Source organism: Rahnella ecdela, from assembly GCF_019049625.1.
In the GTDB taxonomy this organism is placed as follows: Bacteria; Pseudomonadota; Gammaproteobacteria; order Enterobacterales; family Enterobacteriaceae; genus Rahnella; species Rahnella ecdela.
In genome coordinates this window covers 29,105-45,583 of record NZ_JAFMOY010000110.1, presented here as the reverse complement: position 1 = coordinate 45,583, position 16,479 = coordinate 29,105, and the positions used below count along the sequence as shown (strand labels likewise).

General features: G+C 51.2%; 13 protein-coding genes and 4 tRNA genes. 14 read left to right on the top strand and 3 right to left on the bottom strand.

All coding sequences use genetic code 11. From position 1 onward, the window contains the following. Positions 1 to 51: 51 nt before the first annotated feature. On the bottom strand, positions 52 to 2,598 hold the full coding sequence (mutS, locus tag J1784_RS04300; protein ID WP_217148190.1) for a DNA mismatch repair protein MutS: 2,547 nt from the start codon (positions 2,596 to 2,598) through the stop codon (positions 52 to 54). Positions 2,599 to 2,859: 261 nt separating this feature from the next. On the opposite strand from mutS, the gene mltB reads away from it, so the two are divergent. From mltB to luxS, 14 genes are all read left to right on the top strand, one after another. Further along, a complete protein-coding gene (mltB, locus tag J1784_RS04295; protein WP_217148167.1) occupies positions 2,860 to 3,963 on the top strand; it encodes a lytic murein transglycosylase B in 1,104 nt (367 codons plus the stop codon). A gap of 161 nt (positions 3,964 to 4,124) precedes the next feature. Continuing rightward, entirely contained in the window at positions 4,125 to 4,619 is a 495-nt protein-coding gene (gene pncC, locus J1784_RS04290) for a nicotinamide-nucleotide amidase (RefSeq protein WP_217148166.1), read from the top strand. A 107-nt stretch (positions 4,620 to 4,726) separates the two neighbouring features. After that, positions 4,727 to 5,791: a recombinase RecA gene (recA, locus tag J1784_RS04285; RefSeq protein ID WP_120509024.1), complete on the top strand. Its 1,065-nt coding sequence runs from the start codon at positions 4,727 to 4,729 to the stop codon at positions 5,789 to 5,791. A gap of 257 nt (positions 5,792 to 6,048) precedes the next feature. Continuing rightward, positions 6,049 to 6,615 carry a recombination regulator RecX gene (gene recX, locus J1784_RS04280; protein ID WP_217148189.1) on the top strand — a complete coding sequence of 189 codons (567 nt, stop codon included), beginning with the start codon at positions 6,049 to 6,051 and terminating at the stop codon, positions 6,613 to 6,615. A 138-nt stretch (positions 6,616 to 6,753) separates the two neighbouring features. Continuing rightward, positions 6,754 to 9,381, top strand: a complete 2,628-nt coding sequence (gene alaS / locus J1784_RS04275; protein WP_217148165.1) for an alanine--tRNA ligase — start codon at positions 6,754 to 6,756, stop codon at positions 9,379 to 9,381. A 256-nt stretch (positions 9,382 to 9,637) separates the two neighbouring features. Beyond that, the gene (gene csrA, locus J1784_RS04270) at positions 9,638 to 9,823 is read left to right on the top strand and encodes a carbon storage regulator CsrA (protein WP_013574027.1); all 186 of its coding nucleotides are present in this window, start codon (positions 9,638 to 9,640) and stop codon (positions 9,821 to 9,823) included. Positions 9,824 to 10,148: 325 nt separating this feature from the next. Next, positions 10,149 to 10,241: transfer RNA gene (locus tag J1784_RS04265), tRNA-Ser, on the top strand. Between the two features lie 8 nt (positions 10,242 to 10,249). Beyond that, a tRNA-Arg gene (locus J1784_RS04260) sits at positions 10,250 to 10,326 on the top strand. Between the two features lie 110 nt (positions 10,327 to 10,436). Next, a tRNA-Arg gene (locus J1784_RS04255) sits at positions 10,437 to 10,513 on the top strand. A 47-nt stretch (positions 10,514 to 10,560) separates the two neighbouring features. After that, positions 10,561 to 10,637: transfer RNA gene (locus J1784_RS04250), tRNA-Arg, on the top strand. Positions 10,638 to 10,958: 321 nt separating this feature from the next. After that, complete coding sequence (gene yqaB / locus J1784_RS04245; protein ID WP_217148164.1) at positions 10,959 to 11,525, top strand: fructose-1-phosphate/6-phosphogluconate phosphatase; 567 nt, start codon at positions 10,959 to 10,961, stop codon at positions 11,523 to 11,525. After that, positions 11,522 to 11,950: a YqaA family protein gene (locus J1784_RS04240; RefSeq protein WP_217148163.1), complete on the top strand. Its 429-nt coding sequence runs from the start codon at positions 11,522 to 11,524 to the stop codon at positions 11,948 to 11,950. Before yqaB ends, J1784_RS04240 begins: the two co-directional genes overlap by 4 nt. A gap of 85 nt (positions 11,951 to 12,035) precedes the next feature. After that, on the top strand, positions 12,036 to 13,607 hold the full coding sequence (gene gshA / locus J1784_RS04235; RefSeq protein WP_217148162.1) for a glutamate--cysteine ligase: 1,572 nt from the start codon (positions 12,036 to 12,038) through the stop codon (positions 13,605 to 13,607). Positions 13,608 to 13,781: 174 nt separating this feature from the next. Further along, positions 13,782 to 14,297 carry an S-ribosylhomocysteine lyase gene (gene luxS, locus J1784_RS04230; RefSeq protein WP_217148161.1) on the top strand — a complete coding sequence of 172 codons (516 nt, stop codon included), beginning with the start codon at positions 13,782 to 13,784 and terminating at the stop codon, positions 14,295 to 14,297. 69 nt (positions 14,298 to 14,366) lie between these two features. Here luxS and J1784_RS04225 read toward each other — a convergent pair whose 3' ends face one another. Continuing rightward, positions 14,367 to 15,656 (bottom strand): HlyC/CorC family transporter, encoded by a 1,290-nt coding sequence (locus tag J1784_RS04225; protein ID WP_217148160.1) that lies wholly within the window; start codon positions 15,654 to 15,656, stop codon positions 14,367 to 14,369. Between the two features lie 16 nt (positions 15,657 to 15,672). Further along, positions 15,673 to 16,464 (bottom strand): cytochrome C assembly family protein, encoded by a 792-nt coding sequence (locus J1784_RS04220; RefSeq protein ID WP_013574033.1) that lies wholly within the window; start codon positions 16,462 to 16,464, stop codon positions 15,673 to 15,675. Between the last annotated feature and the right edge of the window lie 15 nt (positions 16,465 to 16,479).

Here is a 16,479-nt window from a genome sequence, read left to right as displayed (position 1 = left end):
GGGTTAATCCCCACCGTTTTTTTTATGCTTCCGGTTCAGACCCGCAGGCGTTTACACCATGTCTTTCAGACGATAGATCCATTCCAGCGCCTGACGTGGTGATAACGAATCCGCATCGAGAGCCTCCAGCGCTTCGACCGCCGGAGACACTTCTTCGGTCAGTAATGTCAGCTGCGGGCCATCCACTTTGCTGGCGGCGGCGTTGTTCGACAACGTTTCCAGCTCTTTGAGTTTCTGACGTGCACGCTTAATTACATCGCGCGGAACACCAGCCAGTGCAGCCACGGCCAGACCGTAACTTTTACTGGCCGCGCCGTCCTGCACACTGTGCATAAAGGCGATGGTGTCGCCATGTTCGATAGCATCCAGATGCACGTTGACAGTGCCTTCCATTTTTTCCGGCAACGTGGTCAGCTCGAAATAATGGGTAGCGAATAAAGTCATGGCCTTAATACGGCTGGCGAGATTTTCCGCGCACGCCCATGCCAGTGAAAGTCCATCATATGTTGATGTTCCGCGCCCGATTTCATCCATCAGTACCAGACTGTTTTCAGTCGCGTTGTGCAGGATATTGGCGGTCTCGGTCATTTCCACCATAAAGGTAGAACGTCCGGAAGCCAGATCGTCTGCCGCACCGACACGGGTGAAAATGCGATCCACCTGCCCGATGACGGCGGTTTCAGCCGGAACATAACTGCCGATATGAGCCATCAGTACAATCAGCGCCGCCTGACGCATGTAAGTACTTTTACCGCCCATGTTCGGACCGGTAATGATAAGCATGCGTCGCCCGGGGGACATATTCAGCGGGTTGGAGATAAAGGGTTCGCTCAGCACCTGCTCAACTACCGGATGGCGACCGCCAGTGATATTAATGCCCGGTTTTTCGCTCATGGTCGGACAGGCGTAATTGAGTGTGTATGCGCGTTCTGCCAGATTGCTCAGCACGTCCAATTCTGCCAGCGCACTGGCGCTTTGCTGAAGTGCAGACAGATGTGGCATCAGCAGGTCGAACAGTTCTTCGTAGAGTGCCTTTTCCAGAGAGAGCGCTTTGCCTTTTGAGGTCAGCACTTTGTCTTCGTATTCTTTCAGCTCAGGAATGATGTAGCGTTCGGCATTCTTGAGCGTCTGGCGACGGACGTAATGGATCGGTACCAGATGGCTCTGGCCACGGCTGACTTGAATGTAATATCCATGAACGCCGTTGAATCCGACTTTAAGCGTATCCAGCCCCAGCTTTTCGCGTTCGCGGATCTCAAGACGATCGAGATAATCTGTCGCACCGTCTGCCAGCGCGCGCCACTCATCCAGTTCTGCGTTGTAGCCCGGTGCGATCACGCCTCCGTCACGCACCAGCACCGGAGGGGCTTCGACGACTGCGCGTTCAAGCAGTTCCACCAGTTCGGCAAAGTCACCGGTTTGTTCCACCAGCGTTTTTACATGCCCGGCTTCGGAATCCTGCAAAATTTCGCGAATTTCCGGCAGTTGTTGCATGGCATGACGCATACGCGCAAGGTCACGCGGACGTGCGCTGCGTAATGCCAGGCGCGCCAGAATACGTTCGAGGTCGCCGACCTGACGCAGCACTGGCTGTAAATCTGCGGTGATATCCTGCAATGCGCCAATCGCCTGCTGACGGTGGGTGAGCAGTTTTATGTCGCGGCTTGGCATGTGGATCCAGCGTTTGAGCATACGGCTGCCCATCGGCGTTACGGCCTGATCCAGCACTGCTGCCAGCGTGTTTTCTACGCCACCTGCCAGATTTTGCGTCAGTTCCAGATTACGGCGCGTCGCCGCATCCATAATAATGCCGTCCTGCTGTCGCTCCATAGTTACACCACGGATATGCGGCAGGGCAGTGCGCTGCGTATCTTTTACGTATTGCAGCAGACAACCGGCAGCACGCAGCGCCTGAGCGGCCTGCTCAACGCCGAAGCCGCTTAAATCGCGGGTGCCGAATTGCAAATTGAGTTGTTGTTTTGCGGTTTCCAGCTCAAATTCCCACATCGGACGGCGGCGCAATCCGCGGCGGGAAGAAATCAGCGTCATGGCTTCGAAGCTTTCCGGATACAGTAATTCAGCCGGATTAGTGCGTTGTAATTCCGCTGCCATCGTTTCCAGATCGTCGGGCTGTGCCACACGGAAACGACCGGAGCTGATGTCCAGCGTCGCGTAACCAAAGCCCCGTCCGTCCTGCCAGATAGCCGCCAGCAGGTTGTCATGGCGTTCGCTCAGCAGCGCTTCATCGCTGATGGTTCCCGGCGTCACAATACGCACGACTTTACGTTCAACCGGCCCTTTGCTCAACGCCGGGTCACCAATCTGTTCCGCGATCGCAACGGATTCACCCAGTTGCACCAGTTTCGCCAGATAGCCTTCCACCGCATGATAAGGCACGCCCGCCATCGGGATTGGCTCACCGGCAGACGCACCGCGCTTGGTCAGGGAAATATCCATCAGCTGCGATGCACGTTTTGCATCGTCATAAAACAGTTCGTAGAAGTCACCCATACGATAAAACAGCAGAACTTCCGGGTTCTCTGCTTTAAGACGCAGGTATTGCTGCATCATTGGCGTGTGGGCATCTGGTCCGGTCATATTGTTTTGTTTTTCATTGAGTTGATTCAATTTTAAAGCATCCTGTTGGCGTGTACCGCCCGGGGCAACGACTTTACAACGGATCCTAACGTGAGTAGAGCCAAAAAACTACGCTGGATTCTGAACTTGCGTAACGTCGCGCAACTTCTCCAAAAAAGTAACTTTCCGCCGAGTTGTAAAGACGGCGATTTTCAGTTTTTTCGGTTCTGATAATGCTCTACCATGTCGGCACCTCTTTTATTGCATGGTTACGGATATCCGATGCGCCACCTGGCAATCATTCTTCCCCTGGTTCTTACACTCTCTGCATGTAGCAGTAATAAGCCCGCGTCTCAGCCTGAAGGGCCGCGCAATCCTTTCTCCGATGGAAGAAATGCCAGCGCTAATTCGGTGCCCGGCGGCGGTTTTCTGCTCCAGCCTGAGCATACCGGTGCGGTTCAGACCGGTGATTTTGCCTATGACCCGGCCATGAATCTGTTCGTCGATAAAATGGTGCGCGAACATGGTTTTGACCGCCAGCAACTGCATGATGTTTTGTCGCAAACCAAACGTCTGGGATTTGTATTGCGACTGATGGATCAGCAGGCGCCATCTGGCCCGCCATCGACAGTGCCGAATGGCGCGTGGAACCGTTATCGTAGCAAATTCATTACACCGGATAACGTACAGAATGGCGTGGTGTTCTGGAACCAGTATCAGGATGCGTTACAGCGTGCGGAGCAGGTGTACGGCGTGCCGCCGGAAATCATCGTCGGTATTATCGGCGTGGAAACCCGCTGGGGACGCGTGATGGGTAAAACCCGTATTATCGATGCGCTGGCGACCTTGTCCTTTGCTTATCCGCGTCGCGCAGAGTATTTCTCCGGCGAGCTGGAAACTTTCCTCCTGATGTCCCGTCGTGAAGGGGACGACCCGCTGAGTCTGCGTGGTTCCTTCGCGGGCGCAATGGGCTATGGTCAGTTTATGCCCTCATCTTATAAAGATTACGCCGTCGACTTTAACGGCGACGGCCATGCCAACCTGTGGGATCCGATTGATGCCATTGGCAGCGTCGCCAACTATTTCAAAGCTCACGGCTGGACGAAAGGTGCGCCGATTGCGGTGCCGGCGGCCGGTCAGGCACCATTGCTTGAGAACGGTTTCAAAACCAAATATCCGTTGTATACCCTGAAAGCCGCCGGACTGAGCCCGTTAGGATCGCTCGGCAACTATCAGGAGGCGAGCCTGCTGCGCCTCGATATGGGCACCAATTATCAGTACTGGTACGGGCTGCCGAACTTCTACACCATCACCCGCTACAACCACAGCGTGCATTATGCGATGGCGGTATGGCAGTTAGGTGAGGCGGTGAAAGCCGCGCGCTAACGCCGGGTCACCCACATTAATAAGGGTCGCAGATTGCGGCCCTTCTTTTTTATTTTCGTCCCAATTCTGAATACATCGCGCAAAACGCTTCGACGGGACTCACAGACAGGAAGAGAAATGCTAACATCGGGTCTGTTTCAGATGACCCGTCGGGAGGGGATATGGACGAAAAACGTTTGCATGAACTGAGTGTGGAAATCGGAGCGGCGCTGAAAGCGCAGGGGTTGTGGATCACCTGTGCAGAGTCCTGCACCGGGGGCCTGATTGCCAAAGCGATTACTGACATTGCGGGAAGCTCCGCCTGGTTTGATCGTGGATTTGTCACTTACAGCAATGCGTCTAAGCATGAGTTGCTGGGCGTATCCGAAAGCACACTTGAGGAATATGGCGCGGTGAGCGAACAGGTGGTGCATGAAATGGCGCAAGGCGTGTTACACGCTGCGGGCGCGGATGTGGCTGTTTCGGTCAGCGGCATTGCAGGACCTGATGGCGGATCTGCTGAAAAACCTGTCGGCACGGTATGGTTTGGATTTGCCGGAAAAGACGGACGTGTTCTGACCGCTAAACAGCATTTTTCCGGCGATCGCGAAGCAGTTCGCTTGCAAGCTGCTGTTTTTTCGCTACAAACTGCATTGCGTGAGTTTATTAAAAATTAGGCTTGATACTGTATGAGCATACAGTATAATTACTGCCAATTACCTGTACATAAATTATATTCAGTGATGCGGGCGGGATGTTCCCCTGCATCAGACGAGGAGTAAAAATGGCTATTGATGAGAACAAGCAAAAAGCGTTAGCTGCAGCACTGGGCCAGATTGAAAAGCAATTCGGTAAAGGCTCCATCATGCGTCTGGGTGAAGATCGCTCCATGGACGTAGAAACGATCTCTACCGGCTCTTTGTCTCTGGATATCGCGTTAGGTGCCGGCGGTTTGCCAATGGGCCGTATTGTTGAAATCTACGGACCAGAATCTTCCGGTAAAACCACGCTGACCCTTCAGGTTATTGCTGCCGCACAACGCGAAGGCAAAACCTGTGCGTTCATCGATGCAGAACACGCACTGGACCCGATCTACGCTAAAAAATTGGGCGTAGATATCGATAACCTGTTGTGTTCTCAGCCAGATACCGGTGAACAGGCTCTGGAAATCTGTGACGCGCTGACCCGTTCAGGCGCTGTTGACGTAATCATCGTTGACTCCGTAGCGGCACTGACACCGAAAGCAGAAATTGAAGGCGAAATTGGTGACTCTCACATGGGCCTCGCGGCACGTATGATGAGCCAGGCGATGCGTAAGCTGGCCGGTAACCTGAAAAACGCCAACACACTGCTTATCTTCATCAACCAGATCCGTATGAAAATTGGTGTGATGTTCGGTAACCCGGAAACCACCACCGGCGGTAACGCACTGAAATTCTACGCCTCTGTGCGTCTGGATATCCGTCGTATCGGCGCTATCAAAGAAGGTGATGTGGTTGTCGGTAGCGAAACGCGCGTGAAAGTGGTGAAGAACAAAATCGCTGCACCATTTAAACAAGCTGAATTCCAGATCATGTACGGCGAAGGTATCAACATTAATGGTGAACTGATCGACCTGGGCGTTAAGCATAAACTGGTCGAGAAAGCTGGCGCATGGTACAGCTACAACGGTGAGAAGATTGGTCAGGGTAAAGCGAACTCCTGCAACTTCCTGAAAGAAAACCCGAAAGTGGCTGCTGAGCTGGACAAAAAACTGCGTGATATGCTGCTGAGCGGTACCGGCGAACTGAGTGTTGCGACCACAGCGGAAGACGCTGACGACAACATGGAAACCAGCGAAGAGTTTTAATTTCGCGGTTGTCTGACAAAGACATTTGAAGGGCAGGGGACTTTGTCCGTTACTTTCTAAAGTCGCTAAAATGCCAGTCTGGTTTCCAGACTGGCATTTTGCATATAAGGGGGAAACTGATGTCCGATGAAAACATACCTGATAAAAAAATCATGAATGAAAAAGCCATCGATCTGAAAAAGCTGCTGGAAGAGGTCGCACAAAACAGTGAATCCACACTGTTCGAGCCGCCGAAAAAAGACGGCGACGCAGCAAAAATCAATACGCTGATAAACCGCGCAATGCGTCTGCTTGCTCAGCGCGACCATGGCGAAACAGAATTGCGCCGCAAATTGCTGATTCCTCCGATGCCTTTTGTTAAACCTCAGAATAAAAAAAGTAGCTGGTCTTCGCAAAAAAAATCGGCGCAAAATGACTTCTCCGAAGAAGAAATCGTAAGAGCCAAACCAGAGCCGCGGCCGGTACCGGAAGAAATTCCGGAAGAACATGTACAGGCAGTCATCGACTACTGTTATCAGCATCATTGGCTTGATGATGCCAAATTTGCCCGTCGCTATATTTCAGGTCGTAGTAACAAAGGTTACGGTGCGCAGCGCATCCGTTCGGAATTACTGCAAAAAGGTGTCGATAAAGAAATCATTACCGTGGCGCTGGAAAACACTGAAGTGGACTGGTGTGCTCTGGCGAGAGATTTAGCAGTCAGAAAATTTGGTGAAAATTTACCGACTGACTGGAAAGAAAAATCAAAAGTTCTGCGTTATTTGCTCTATCGGGGCTTCTTTCAGGAAGAAATACAGTCTATTTATCGCGATTTTGACGATTGACCGCATACGGTATTTTACTTCCCCGCGCAGAAATTTTATCTTATCCGCACTTTTTCGTTCGTGAGCTGTACAGATTGCTGCCATATGCAGCGTTATCCGGCTCAAGAGCCGTTCTTCCAGCATGATTCCGGGATATTTATGAGCAAGAGCACCGCTGAGATCCGTCAAGCGTTTCTCGATTTCTTCCATAGTAAGGGACACAACATTGTTTCAAGCAGTTCGCTTGTCCCGACAAACGATCCGACACTGTTGTTTACCAATGCCGGGATGAACCAATTTAAAGACGTTTTCCTCGGTCTGGATAAGCGCGATTACAACCGCGCAACCACGTCCCAGCGTTGTGTCCGCGCAGGTGGTAAGCACAATGACCTCGAAAACGTCGGTTATACCGCACGTCATCACACCTTCTTCGAAATGCTGGGCAACTTCAGCTTCGGCGATTACTTCAAGCACGATGCCATCAACTACGCCTGGGAATTACTGACCGGCGAAAACTGGTTCAATCTGCCGAAAGAAAAGCTGTGGGTCACCGTCTATGAGACTGATGACGAAGCGTTTGAGATTTGGGAAAAAGAAGTCGGCGTTCCAAAAGAACGCATTATCCGCATTGGCGATAATAAAGGCGGCGCATTCGCTTCTGACAACTTCTGGCAGATGGGCGATACCGGTCCTTGCGGTCCTTGTACCGAGATTTTTTACGATCATGGCGATCATATCTGGGGCGGCCCTCCGGGTTCTGCTGAAGAAGATGGCGACCGTTACATCGAAATCTGGAACCTGGTGTTCATGCAGTTCAACCGTCAGGCTGACGGCACCATGCTGCCATTGCCAAAACCGTCGGTAGATACCGGAATGGGGCTGGAGCGTATCACTGCAGTTATGCAGCATGTGAACTCTAACTACGACATCGACTTGTTCCAGAAACTGATCGCTGCGGTGGCTGAAGTTACCGGCGCGACTGATCTGACCAACAAATCCCTGCGCGTTATTGCCGACCATATCCGTTCCTGCGCATTCCTGATTGCAGACGGCGTGATCCCATCGAATGAAAACCGTGGTTATGTGCTACGCCGCATCATTCGTCGTGCGATCCGCCACGGCAACATGCTGGGCGCGAAAGACACGTTCTTCTATAAACTGGTTGCTCCGCTCATTGAAGTGATGGGTCCGGCGGCAACAGAACTGAAAGAACAACAGGCGATGGTCGAGCAACTGCTGAAAACCGAAGAAGAACAGTTTGCCCGTACCCTGGAGCGCGGTCTGGCGTTGCTGGACGAAGAATTGTCCGCATTGAAAGGCGATACTCTGGACGGCGAAATCGCTTTCCGTCTGTACGATACTTTTGGTTTCCCGCTGGATCTGACTGCTGACGTTTGCCGTGAACGCAATCTGAAAGTCGACGAAGCTGGGTTTGAGAAAGCGATGGAAGTACAGCGTCGTCGTGCGCGTGAGTCCAGCGGTTTCAGCGCCGATTACAACAGCATGGTTCGTGTTGATGGCGTGACTCAGTTCTCCGGCTACGAACATCTGCAACGCCATTCAAAAGTGGTGGCGCTGTTTGTTGATGGTCAGCCAGTCAATGATATCAAGCCGGGCGTTAACGCTATCGTGGTGCTGGATGATACGCCGTTTTATGGCGAATCCGGTGGCCAGGTGGGCGATAAAGGTATCCTGAAAACGGCATCAGGCGTTTTCTCAGTATCTGATACCCAGAAATACGGTAAAGCGATTGGTCATCAGGGCTCCCTGAATGCCGGTGAGCTGAGCATTGGCGACAGTGTTGAAGCTGAAGTAGATGTGGCGCGCCGCGAACGTATCCGTCTGAATCACTCTGCCACTCACTTGCTGCACGCTGCGCTGCGTCAGGTATTGGGTAAACACGTGGCTCAGAAAGGTTCTCTGGTTAATGACAACTATCTGCGTTTCGACTTCTCTCATTTTGAAGCGATGAAACCAGAAGAGATCCGTCAGGTCGAAGATCTGGTGAATGCTCAAATTCGTCGTAACCTGCCAATTCAGACCACGATCATGGATCTGGAAGAAGCTAAAGAAAAAGGCGCAATGGCGCTGTTTGGTGAGAAATACGAAGACAGCGTTCGTGTTCTGACCATGGGTGATTTCTCCACCGAACTGTGTGGCGGTACTCACGCCAGTCGTACCGGGGATATCGGTCTGTTCCGTATTCAGAGTGAATCCGGTACCGCAGCAGGTGTTCGTCGTATTGAAGGGATCACCGGTGAGAATGCAATTAATGCTCTGCATCAGCAAAGCGATTTGCTACAGGACGTTGCGCATTTGGTGAAAGGCGATGTGAACAGCATTACCGATAAAATCCGTTCACTGATTGAGCGTTCACGTGTGCTGGAAAAAGAGCTTCAACAGGTGAAAGGCCAGCAAGCTGCGCAGGAAAGTGCTTCACTTTCCAGCCAGACGAAAGAAGTGAAAGGCGTTAAGTTGTTGGTTCGTCAGCTGGATAACGTAGAGCCTAAAATTCTGCGTACGATGGTTGATGATCTGAAAAATCAGCTGGGTTCTGTGATTATTGTTCTGGCAACCATCGCTGATGACAAAGTCAGCCTGATTGCAGGTGTCACGAAAGATCTGACTGATCGCGTTAAAGCCGGTGAGCTGATTGCTTCTGTAGCACAGCAGGTCGGTGGCAAGGGTGGTGGTCGTCCTGATATGGCGCAGGCAGGCGGCAGCGACGTGCAGGCATTGCCTGCTGCTCTGGCGACTGTTGAAGCCTGGGTTGAAGCTAAGCTGTAATAAGAAATAAATAGCTAACCCTGAAAACGCCATAATCTATTGTGCTGTATGGCGTTTTCAGTCTTAATGGCGGTGTGAGCTTCGCGATTAAAGTCGCGACAATGACGATATCGGCTAAACTTAAAGTACTCATGGCTGAAGTTGCAAGCTGCTTACATTTAATGTAGGGGTCATGGCTTACGTTTTACCCGCTTATGATCGATAATGGCCGGGAAACTGAGAGACCCGACTCTTTTAATTATTCAAGGAGCAAAGAATGCTTATTCTAACTCGCCGAGTTGGTGAAACCCTCATGATTGGCGATGAGGTTACTGTTACCGTTTTAGGTGTTAAAGGTAATCAGGTGCGCATTGGTGTGAATGCGCCGAAAGAGGTCTCTGTTCACCGTGAAGAGATTTATCAGCGTATTCAGGCTGAGAAGTCTCAACAGACGAGTTACTGATTTACGAGGCGTCTCGCTGATGGCGAGGCGCTGATCCTCTTTTCTGCGCGTTATCGATTTTCCCTCCCTTATTTTCCTGTGTTTTTCGTTTTTGATTTCCTTCTGTCGAACGCTCCCGATTTGTCATTTGCTAAAAATGAAGACGTTTTTTGTGCAGTCGGCCTCTGTTTTTGTCTTCAAACTGCTCATGTTGCGCGTGAAATGTCCAAACGGGTGATTGTTAGGAAAAAAGGGTTTGACTTATAAGGGCCAGAAAGTAATATGTGCGCCACGCAGTGCCGATGAGCTTAAACAAAGTTAGTCAGTACACTCGCAAGAGGCGTATGGTGAGGTGGCCGAGAGGCTGAAGGCGCTCCCCTGCTAAGGGAGTATGCGGTCAAAAGCTGCATCCGGGGTTCGAATCCCCGCCTCACCGCCATTTAAAATGCACCCATAGCTCAGCTGGATAGAGTACTCGGCTACGAACCGAGCGGTCGGAAGTTCGAATCTTCCTGGGTGCACCATACTTTTCTGAACGTATGTTGATTTGCAATCAAATGAGCGTGACGGGCAAAGGCAAAAGCCGACGTAGTACGGAAAAATGGTCAGGTAAATCTGCAGTAAGAATCAAAATGCACCCATAGCTCAGCTGGATAGAGTACTCGGCTACGAACCGAGCGGTCGGAAGTTCGAATCTTCCTGGGTGCACCATTCTTTCTCTTAGTATTTTCCAAAAAAAAACTCAGCACGACCCCAATGCACCCATAGCTCAGCTGGATAGAGTACTCGGCTACGAACCGAGCGGTCGGAAGTTCGAATCTTCCTGGGTGCACCATATTCCAAACATGTTGCAGCGACGGCTTTCATATAGAGTCCTCCGGCATGAAGGTAGCACGAAGGAAGATAATGTTGCTTTAGCAACGGCCCGCAGGGCGAGGCTCTGCCGAATAATCTTTCTGGGTGCAGCCTATTAGATAAACCCGCTTCGGCGGGTTTTTTGCTTTCTGCATTTTACCTCCTGATTTTATCTCTTCCTTTTCATTTCCCTGATCTTTCCCGCGTGTTCGGATGTGCTGTAGGTGCGGACAAAATGCGACTTTCGAAAGACTTTGCGATAAAGTAGTTTTCCTGTTTTTTCGTGATCATGGAGCTTTCGATGTACGATCGTTACGAAGGGCTAATATTTGATATGGATGGCACCATATTAGATACCGAACCGACGCACCGTCAGGCATGGCATCAGGTATTGACTAAATACAGCATGCAGTATGATTTCGAATCCATGGTTGCTCTGAACGGTTCTCCGACCTGGCGCATCGCCAGGTTTATCATCGACAGTAATAACGTCGAGATGGATCCCCATCTTCTGGCGGCTGAGAAGACGGCGGCGGTGCAGGAAATGTTACTCGATACCGTACGTCCGTTGCCGCTGATTGATGTGGTGAAGGCTTATCGTGGCCGCCGGCCAATGGCAGTGGGGACGGGCAGTGAGCACTGGATGGCGGATGCACTGTTACGGCATTTGGGCCTGCGTGATTGCTTCGATGCGATTGTGGGCGCTAATGACGTTCAGAACCACAAACCTGCGCCAGACACTTTTTTGCGTTGCGCTGAGTTAATCGGCGTACCTCCTGAAAAATGCGTTGTCTTTGAAGATGCAGATTTCGGTATTGAGGCTGCGAAACGCGCCAATATGGATTTTGTGGACGTGCGCACGTTGTGAGCGGCGCCGTGGCGCTGGCTTCTTTATTCGGCAGCAGTTTTTTAAGTGCCACGCTTTTGCCTGGTAATTCAGAAGTTTTATTAGTCGCTTTATTGTCAGCTGGCAGCGCAATGCCAGCGGCACTGGTTTTGTCTGCAACTGTTGGCAATACCTTAGGTGGCATAACCAACGTCATTATCGGACGCTTTCTGCCACAGCTTAAACCTCAGCGTGGACTTCACGTTGCACAGGGTTGGTTGAAGCGCTTTGGACCGGCGGCTTTATTGCTGAGCTGGTTACCGGTGATAGGCGATGTGTTATGCGTGTTAGCAGGTTGGCTGCGAATGCCGTGGGGGCCTGTGGTCTTTTTCATGTGTATTGGAAAAGCGGTGCGTTACATCCTTTTGACGATTGTGACGCTGGAGGGGCTCTCATGGTTCGGTTAGATTGGCATCAGCTATCAATTATGGTCACATCTATGCAGACTCAGTATGCTTGCAAATTAATGGTTTCACCGAGCGGGAGGTCAATTTGATCCCGGATGTATCTCAGGCGCTTTCCTGGCTGGAAGCCCACCCTCAGGCATTAAAAGGTATTCGTCGCGGTATTGAGCGTGAAACGCTGCGGGTCAATCCCGATGGCTCATTAGCGACAACCGGCCACCCGGAATCTTTAGGTGCGGCACTAACGCATCACTGGATAACCACCGATTTTGCTGAAGCCTTATTAGAATTCATTACGCCCGTCGATGACAATATTGAGCATCTGATGGCGTTCCTGCGTGATATTCATCGTCACGTGGCCCGTGAACTCGGTGACGAGCGGATGTGGCCATTCAGCATGCCGTGCTTTATCGAATCTGGACAGGATATCGAGCTGGCGCAGTACGGTTCCTCCAACGCAGGGCGCTTCAAAACGCTTTATCGTGAAGGTCTTAAAAACCGTTATGGCGCACTGATGCAGGTCATTTCCGGCATCCACTACAACTTCTCACTGCCGCTGACGTTCTGGCAGGAAAAGCTGGGCGTGACCGATGTTGAAAGCGGCAAAGAGGCGATATCTGCGGGTTATTTCAAACTCATCCGCAACTATTACCGTTTTGGTTGGGTGATCCCTTATCTGTTCGGTGCCTCTCCTGCAATTTGTTCTTCATTCCTGAAAGGGCGTGAAACAGATTTGCCGTTTGAATATACCGAAGCGGGATTGTGCTATCTGCCGTATGCGACATCACTGCGTCTGAGTGATTTGGGTTACACCAATAAATCACAAAGCAATCTGGGCATTACCTTTAATGACCTGACCACGTATGTTCAGGGCGTGAAGAAAGCGATCCGCACACCGTCTGCTGAATATGCGGAAATGGGTGTGCAGAAGGACGGGAAATATCTGCAACTGAACACCAATGTGTTACAGATTGAGAACGAACTTTATGCGCCAATTCGCCCTAAGCGCGTCACCAAAGCGGGTGAAACACCTTCTGATGCGCTGATGCGCAGCGGGATCGAATATATTGAGGTCCGTTCGCTGGACGTCAATCCGTTCTCCCCAGTAGGTATTGATGCTACCCAGGCGCGTTTCCTGGATCTGTTTTTGGTATGGTGTGCTTTAGCCGACGCGCCGGAAATGAACAGTGATGAGCTGCTCTGTACGCGTAAGAACTGGAACCGGGTGATCCTTGAAGGGCGCAAACCGGGCCAGACGATCGGCATGGGGTGTAACGATGAACGTCAGCCATTAGCCAAAGTGGGTAATGCGTTGTTTGCTGATTTGAACCGTGTGGCTCAGGTTATGGATAACCAGAACGGCGATAACCTTTATCAGGATGTCTGCAAAGAACTGGTTGCGGCGTTTGATGATCCTGAGCTGACTTACTCGGCGCGTATCCTCAAAGACCTGAAACAGCAGGGCGTCGGTAATCTTGGGCTGGAACTGGCAGAGAAGTATCGTCAGATGCTGGTCAGTGAGCCACTGGAAGTATTAGATGCCAGCGCGTTAATGGCTGAGCAGGACGGTTCATGGCAGCGTCAGCGCGCACTGGAAGCGGCGGATAAGCTAAGCTTTGAAGAATACCTGGCTGCGAATGCAGGCAGTAGCGTTGAATAGAAAGTAGCGTTGAGTAGAAAAGAAAAAGGCCACAATCAATGTGGCCAAATAAACATCTCTGTTTACAGGGATGATGATAACAAATGCGCGTCTTTCACTAATTAAGACCCGCATGCTGGGAAAAGGTTTCCTGAGTTCGTAAAAAAAATTAATTTATTTAGGAGAGGTGACGATATGCCACTGTTGGATAGCTTTACCGTAGACCATACCCGTATGGCAGCACCTGCTGTTCGCGTCGCAAAAACCATGCATACCCCACACGGGGACACCATTACTGTGTTCGATCTGCGCTTCTGCCGCCCGAACATTGAAGTGATGCCTGAGCGTGGTATTCATACTCTTGAGCACCTGTTTGCAGGGTTCATGCGTAACCATCTGAACGGTAGCGGTGTTGAGATCATCGATATTTCTCCGATGGGTTGCCGCACAGGTTTCTATATGAGCCTGATCGGTGTGCCGGAAGAGCAACGCGTGGCAGATGCCTGGAAAGCGGCGATGGCAGATGTTCTGAAGGTAAAAGAGCAGCGTCAGATCCCTGAGCTGAATGAATACCAGTGTGGTACTTTCGAGATGCATTCCCTGAAAGAAGCGCAGGAAATCGCGCAGCACATTCTCGACCACGACGTTGTGGTGAACCATAACGACGAACTGGCCCTGCCAAAAGAAAAACTGTCCGAACTGCACATCTAGTTTTGATGTGTGCGGAAGACAAAAAAGACGCGAACTTCGCGTCTTTTTTTATGCCTGAGATTCAGAGGGTTAGTGCTGATTCACGGTGTTTTTCAAAGGCTGTAACGGACGAACCTGCACCTGCTTGATCATATTGTCTTGCACATCCAGAACCTCAACTTCGTAGTCTTCAATGCGCAAACTGGTGCCGATATTGGGAATTTCTTCCAGCACTTCCAGCAGCATACCGTTAATGGTGCGGGGACCGTCTTCCGGCAGATGCCAGTTAAACGCTTTATTCAGCTCGCGCACGTTTGCGCTGCCTTCAATCAGGACAGAACCGTCGCTTTGCGGCGTGACTTCTTCGGCAAGCGTGGGTGACATAGACGTTGTGAAATCGCCGACGATCTCTTCAAGGATATCTTCGACCGTCACCAGCCCCTGAATATCACCGTATTCGTCCACCACAATGCCCACTTTCTTTTTATTCCGCTGGAATTTTACCAGCTGAATGTTCAGCGGAGTGCCTTCAGGAATGTAGTAAATCTCATCGGCGGCGCGCAGCAGATTTTCTTTGGTGAACTCTTTTTTCTCGGTCATCAGGCGGTAGGCTTCACGCAGGCGCAGCATACCAATCGAATCATCGAGCGAATCACGATAAAGCACGATGCGGCCATGAGGTGAGTGCGTCAGTTGGCGGATGATGGATTTCCAGTCGTCGTTGATATCGATACCGACGATTTCATTGCGCGGCACCATGATGTCATCCACCGTGACTTTTTCCAGATCCAGCACGGAAAGCAGCATGTCCTGATTACGACGGGAGATGTTCGAGCGCGACTCGTTAACGATGGTACGCAGCTCTTCTTTACTCACCGCGTCGCTGAGGCCGGTTGTGGTCTGGATACCGAACATCCTCATCAACAGGCGGGAGAGGCTGTTGAGGATCCACACCAGTGGCATCATGATTTTTTGCAGCGGGCGCAGCAAAATACTGCTCGGGAATGCGATGCGTTCAGGATTCAGTGCGGCAAATGTTTTTGGCAGCACTTCAGCGAACAGCAGGACGACAAACGTCAGCACACCGGTGGCAATCGCCACACCTGCATCACCGTACAGACGTATGCCCACAATTGTTGCCAGAGCGGAAGCAAGAATGTTGACCAGGTTGTTGCCGATAAGCACGAGGCTGATCAGTTGATCTGGGCGTTTTAACAGCTTTTCGACGCGGCGCGCCGCGCGGTTACCCTGCTTGGCCAGGTGACGTAACCGGTAACGATTGAGTGTCATCATACCGGTTTCGGAGGCTGAAAAATAAGCCGAAACCACCACCATGATGATCAATGTGATGATCAGGGTTGTTGTCGAGACGTGCTCCAACGGGTATTCCTTTTAATTAATGAACCATGATTTGCTGGATCAGGCGGCTGCCAAAATAGGCAAGAGTAAGCAGGATGGCGCCCGCCATGCTGAACCATACCACGCGGCGACCACGCCAGCCTTCGTGATAATGGCCCCATAACAGGACGATATAAACGAACCATGCCAGTATCGATAAGACGGCCTTGTCGATATTCTCCGGGCTGAACAGGTTGTTCAGATACAACAACCCGGTACACAGCGTCAGTGTCAGTAAAATGACGCCAATCTGGGTGATGTGAAACAATTTACGTTCGATGCTCATCAGCGGCGGCATGTCTGCTGTAAACGTCAGGCGCTTATTCTTGAGCTGATAATCCAGCCACGCCAGCTGCAACGCGTAAAGGGCCGCGATCATCAGCGTAGCATAAGAGAATAACGCCAGGCCGATGTGTACCAGCAGGCCTTTGCTTTCTTCCAGATGCGTGATGAATTCGCCCGGAAGGAAAGTGACGAATGCCAGATTGATCAGCGAGAAGCTGTAAACAATCGGCAATACAAACCAGCCGCGGTTGCGTGATGCCACAATGGTCATCACCGTACCGATGATTAAACTGACTACTGAGCCGATGTTCACCAGACTGAGGTTCTGGCCGGTGCTGACATCGAATATGCGTTGCTGTAATGCCACAGCGTGGCAGACAAGCGCCACCACCACAGAAATCAGTGCTAAACGCCGGTATGCGCTGTTCTTCCGGATGATGCTCGGAATGATCAGTGCAAGGCTGAGCAGATAGGCCAACATGGCGACGAGAGCAAAAACTGACATAGCGTTTCAGTAGCA

What these genes read in the sequence shown, in the direction of transcription:
- mutS (WP_217148190.1), bottom strand. Translation starts at nt 2,598, where the DNA reads ATGACCGGACCAGATGCCCACACGCCAATGATGCAGCAATACCTGCGT.
- mltB (WP_217148167.1), top strand. Translation starts at nt 2,860, where the DNA reads ATGCGCCACCTGGCAATCATTCTTCCCCTGGTTCTTACACTCTCTGCA.
- pncC (WP_217148166.1), top strand. Translation starts at nt 4,125, where the DNA reads ATGGACGAAAAACGTTTGCATGAACTGAGTGTGGAAATCGGAGCGGCG.
- recA (WP_120509024.1), top strand. Translation starts at nt 4,727, where the DNA reads ATGGCTATTGATGAGAACAAGCAAAAAGCGTTAGCTGCAGCACTGGGC.
- alaS (WP_217148165.1), top strand. Translation starts at nt 6,754, where the DNA reads ATGAGCAAGAGCACCGCTGAGATCCGTCAAGCGTTTCTCGATTTCTTC.
- csrA (WP_013574027.1), top strand. Translation starts at nt 9,638, where the DNA reads ATGCTTATTCTAACTCGCCGAGTTGGTGAAACCCTCATGATTGGCGAT.
- yqaB (WP_217148164.1), top strand. Translation starts at nt 10,959, where the DNA reads ATGTACGATCGTTACGAAGGGCTAATATTTGATATGGATGGCACCATA.
- luxS (WP_217148161.1), top strand. Translation starts at nt 13,782, where the DNA reads ATGCCACTGTTGGATAGCTTTACCGTAGACCATACCCGTATGGCAGCA.
- J1784_RS04220 (WP_013574033.1), bottom strand. Translation starts at nt 16,464, where the DNA reads ATGTCAGTTTTTGCTCTCGTCGCCATGTTGGCCTATCTGCTCAGCCTT.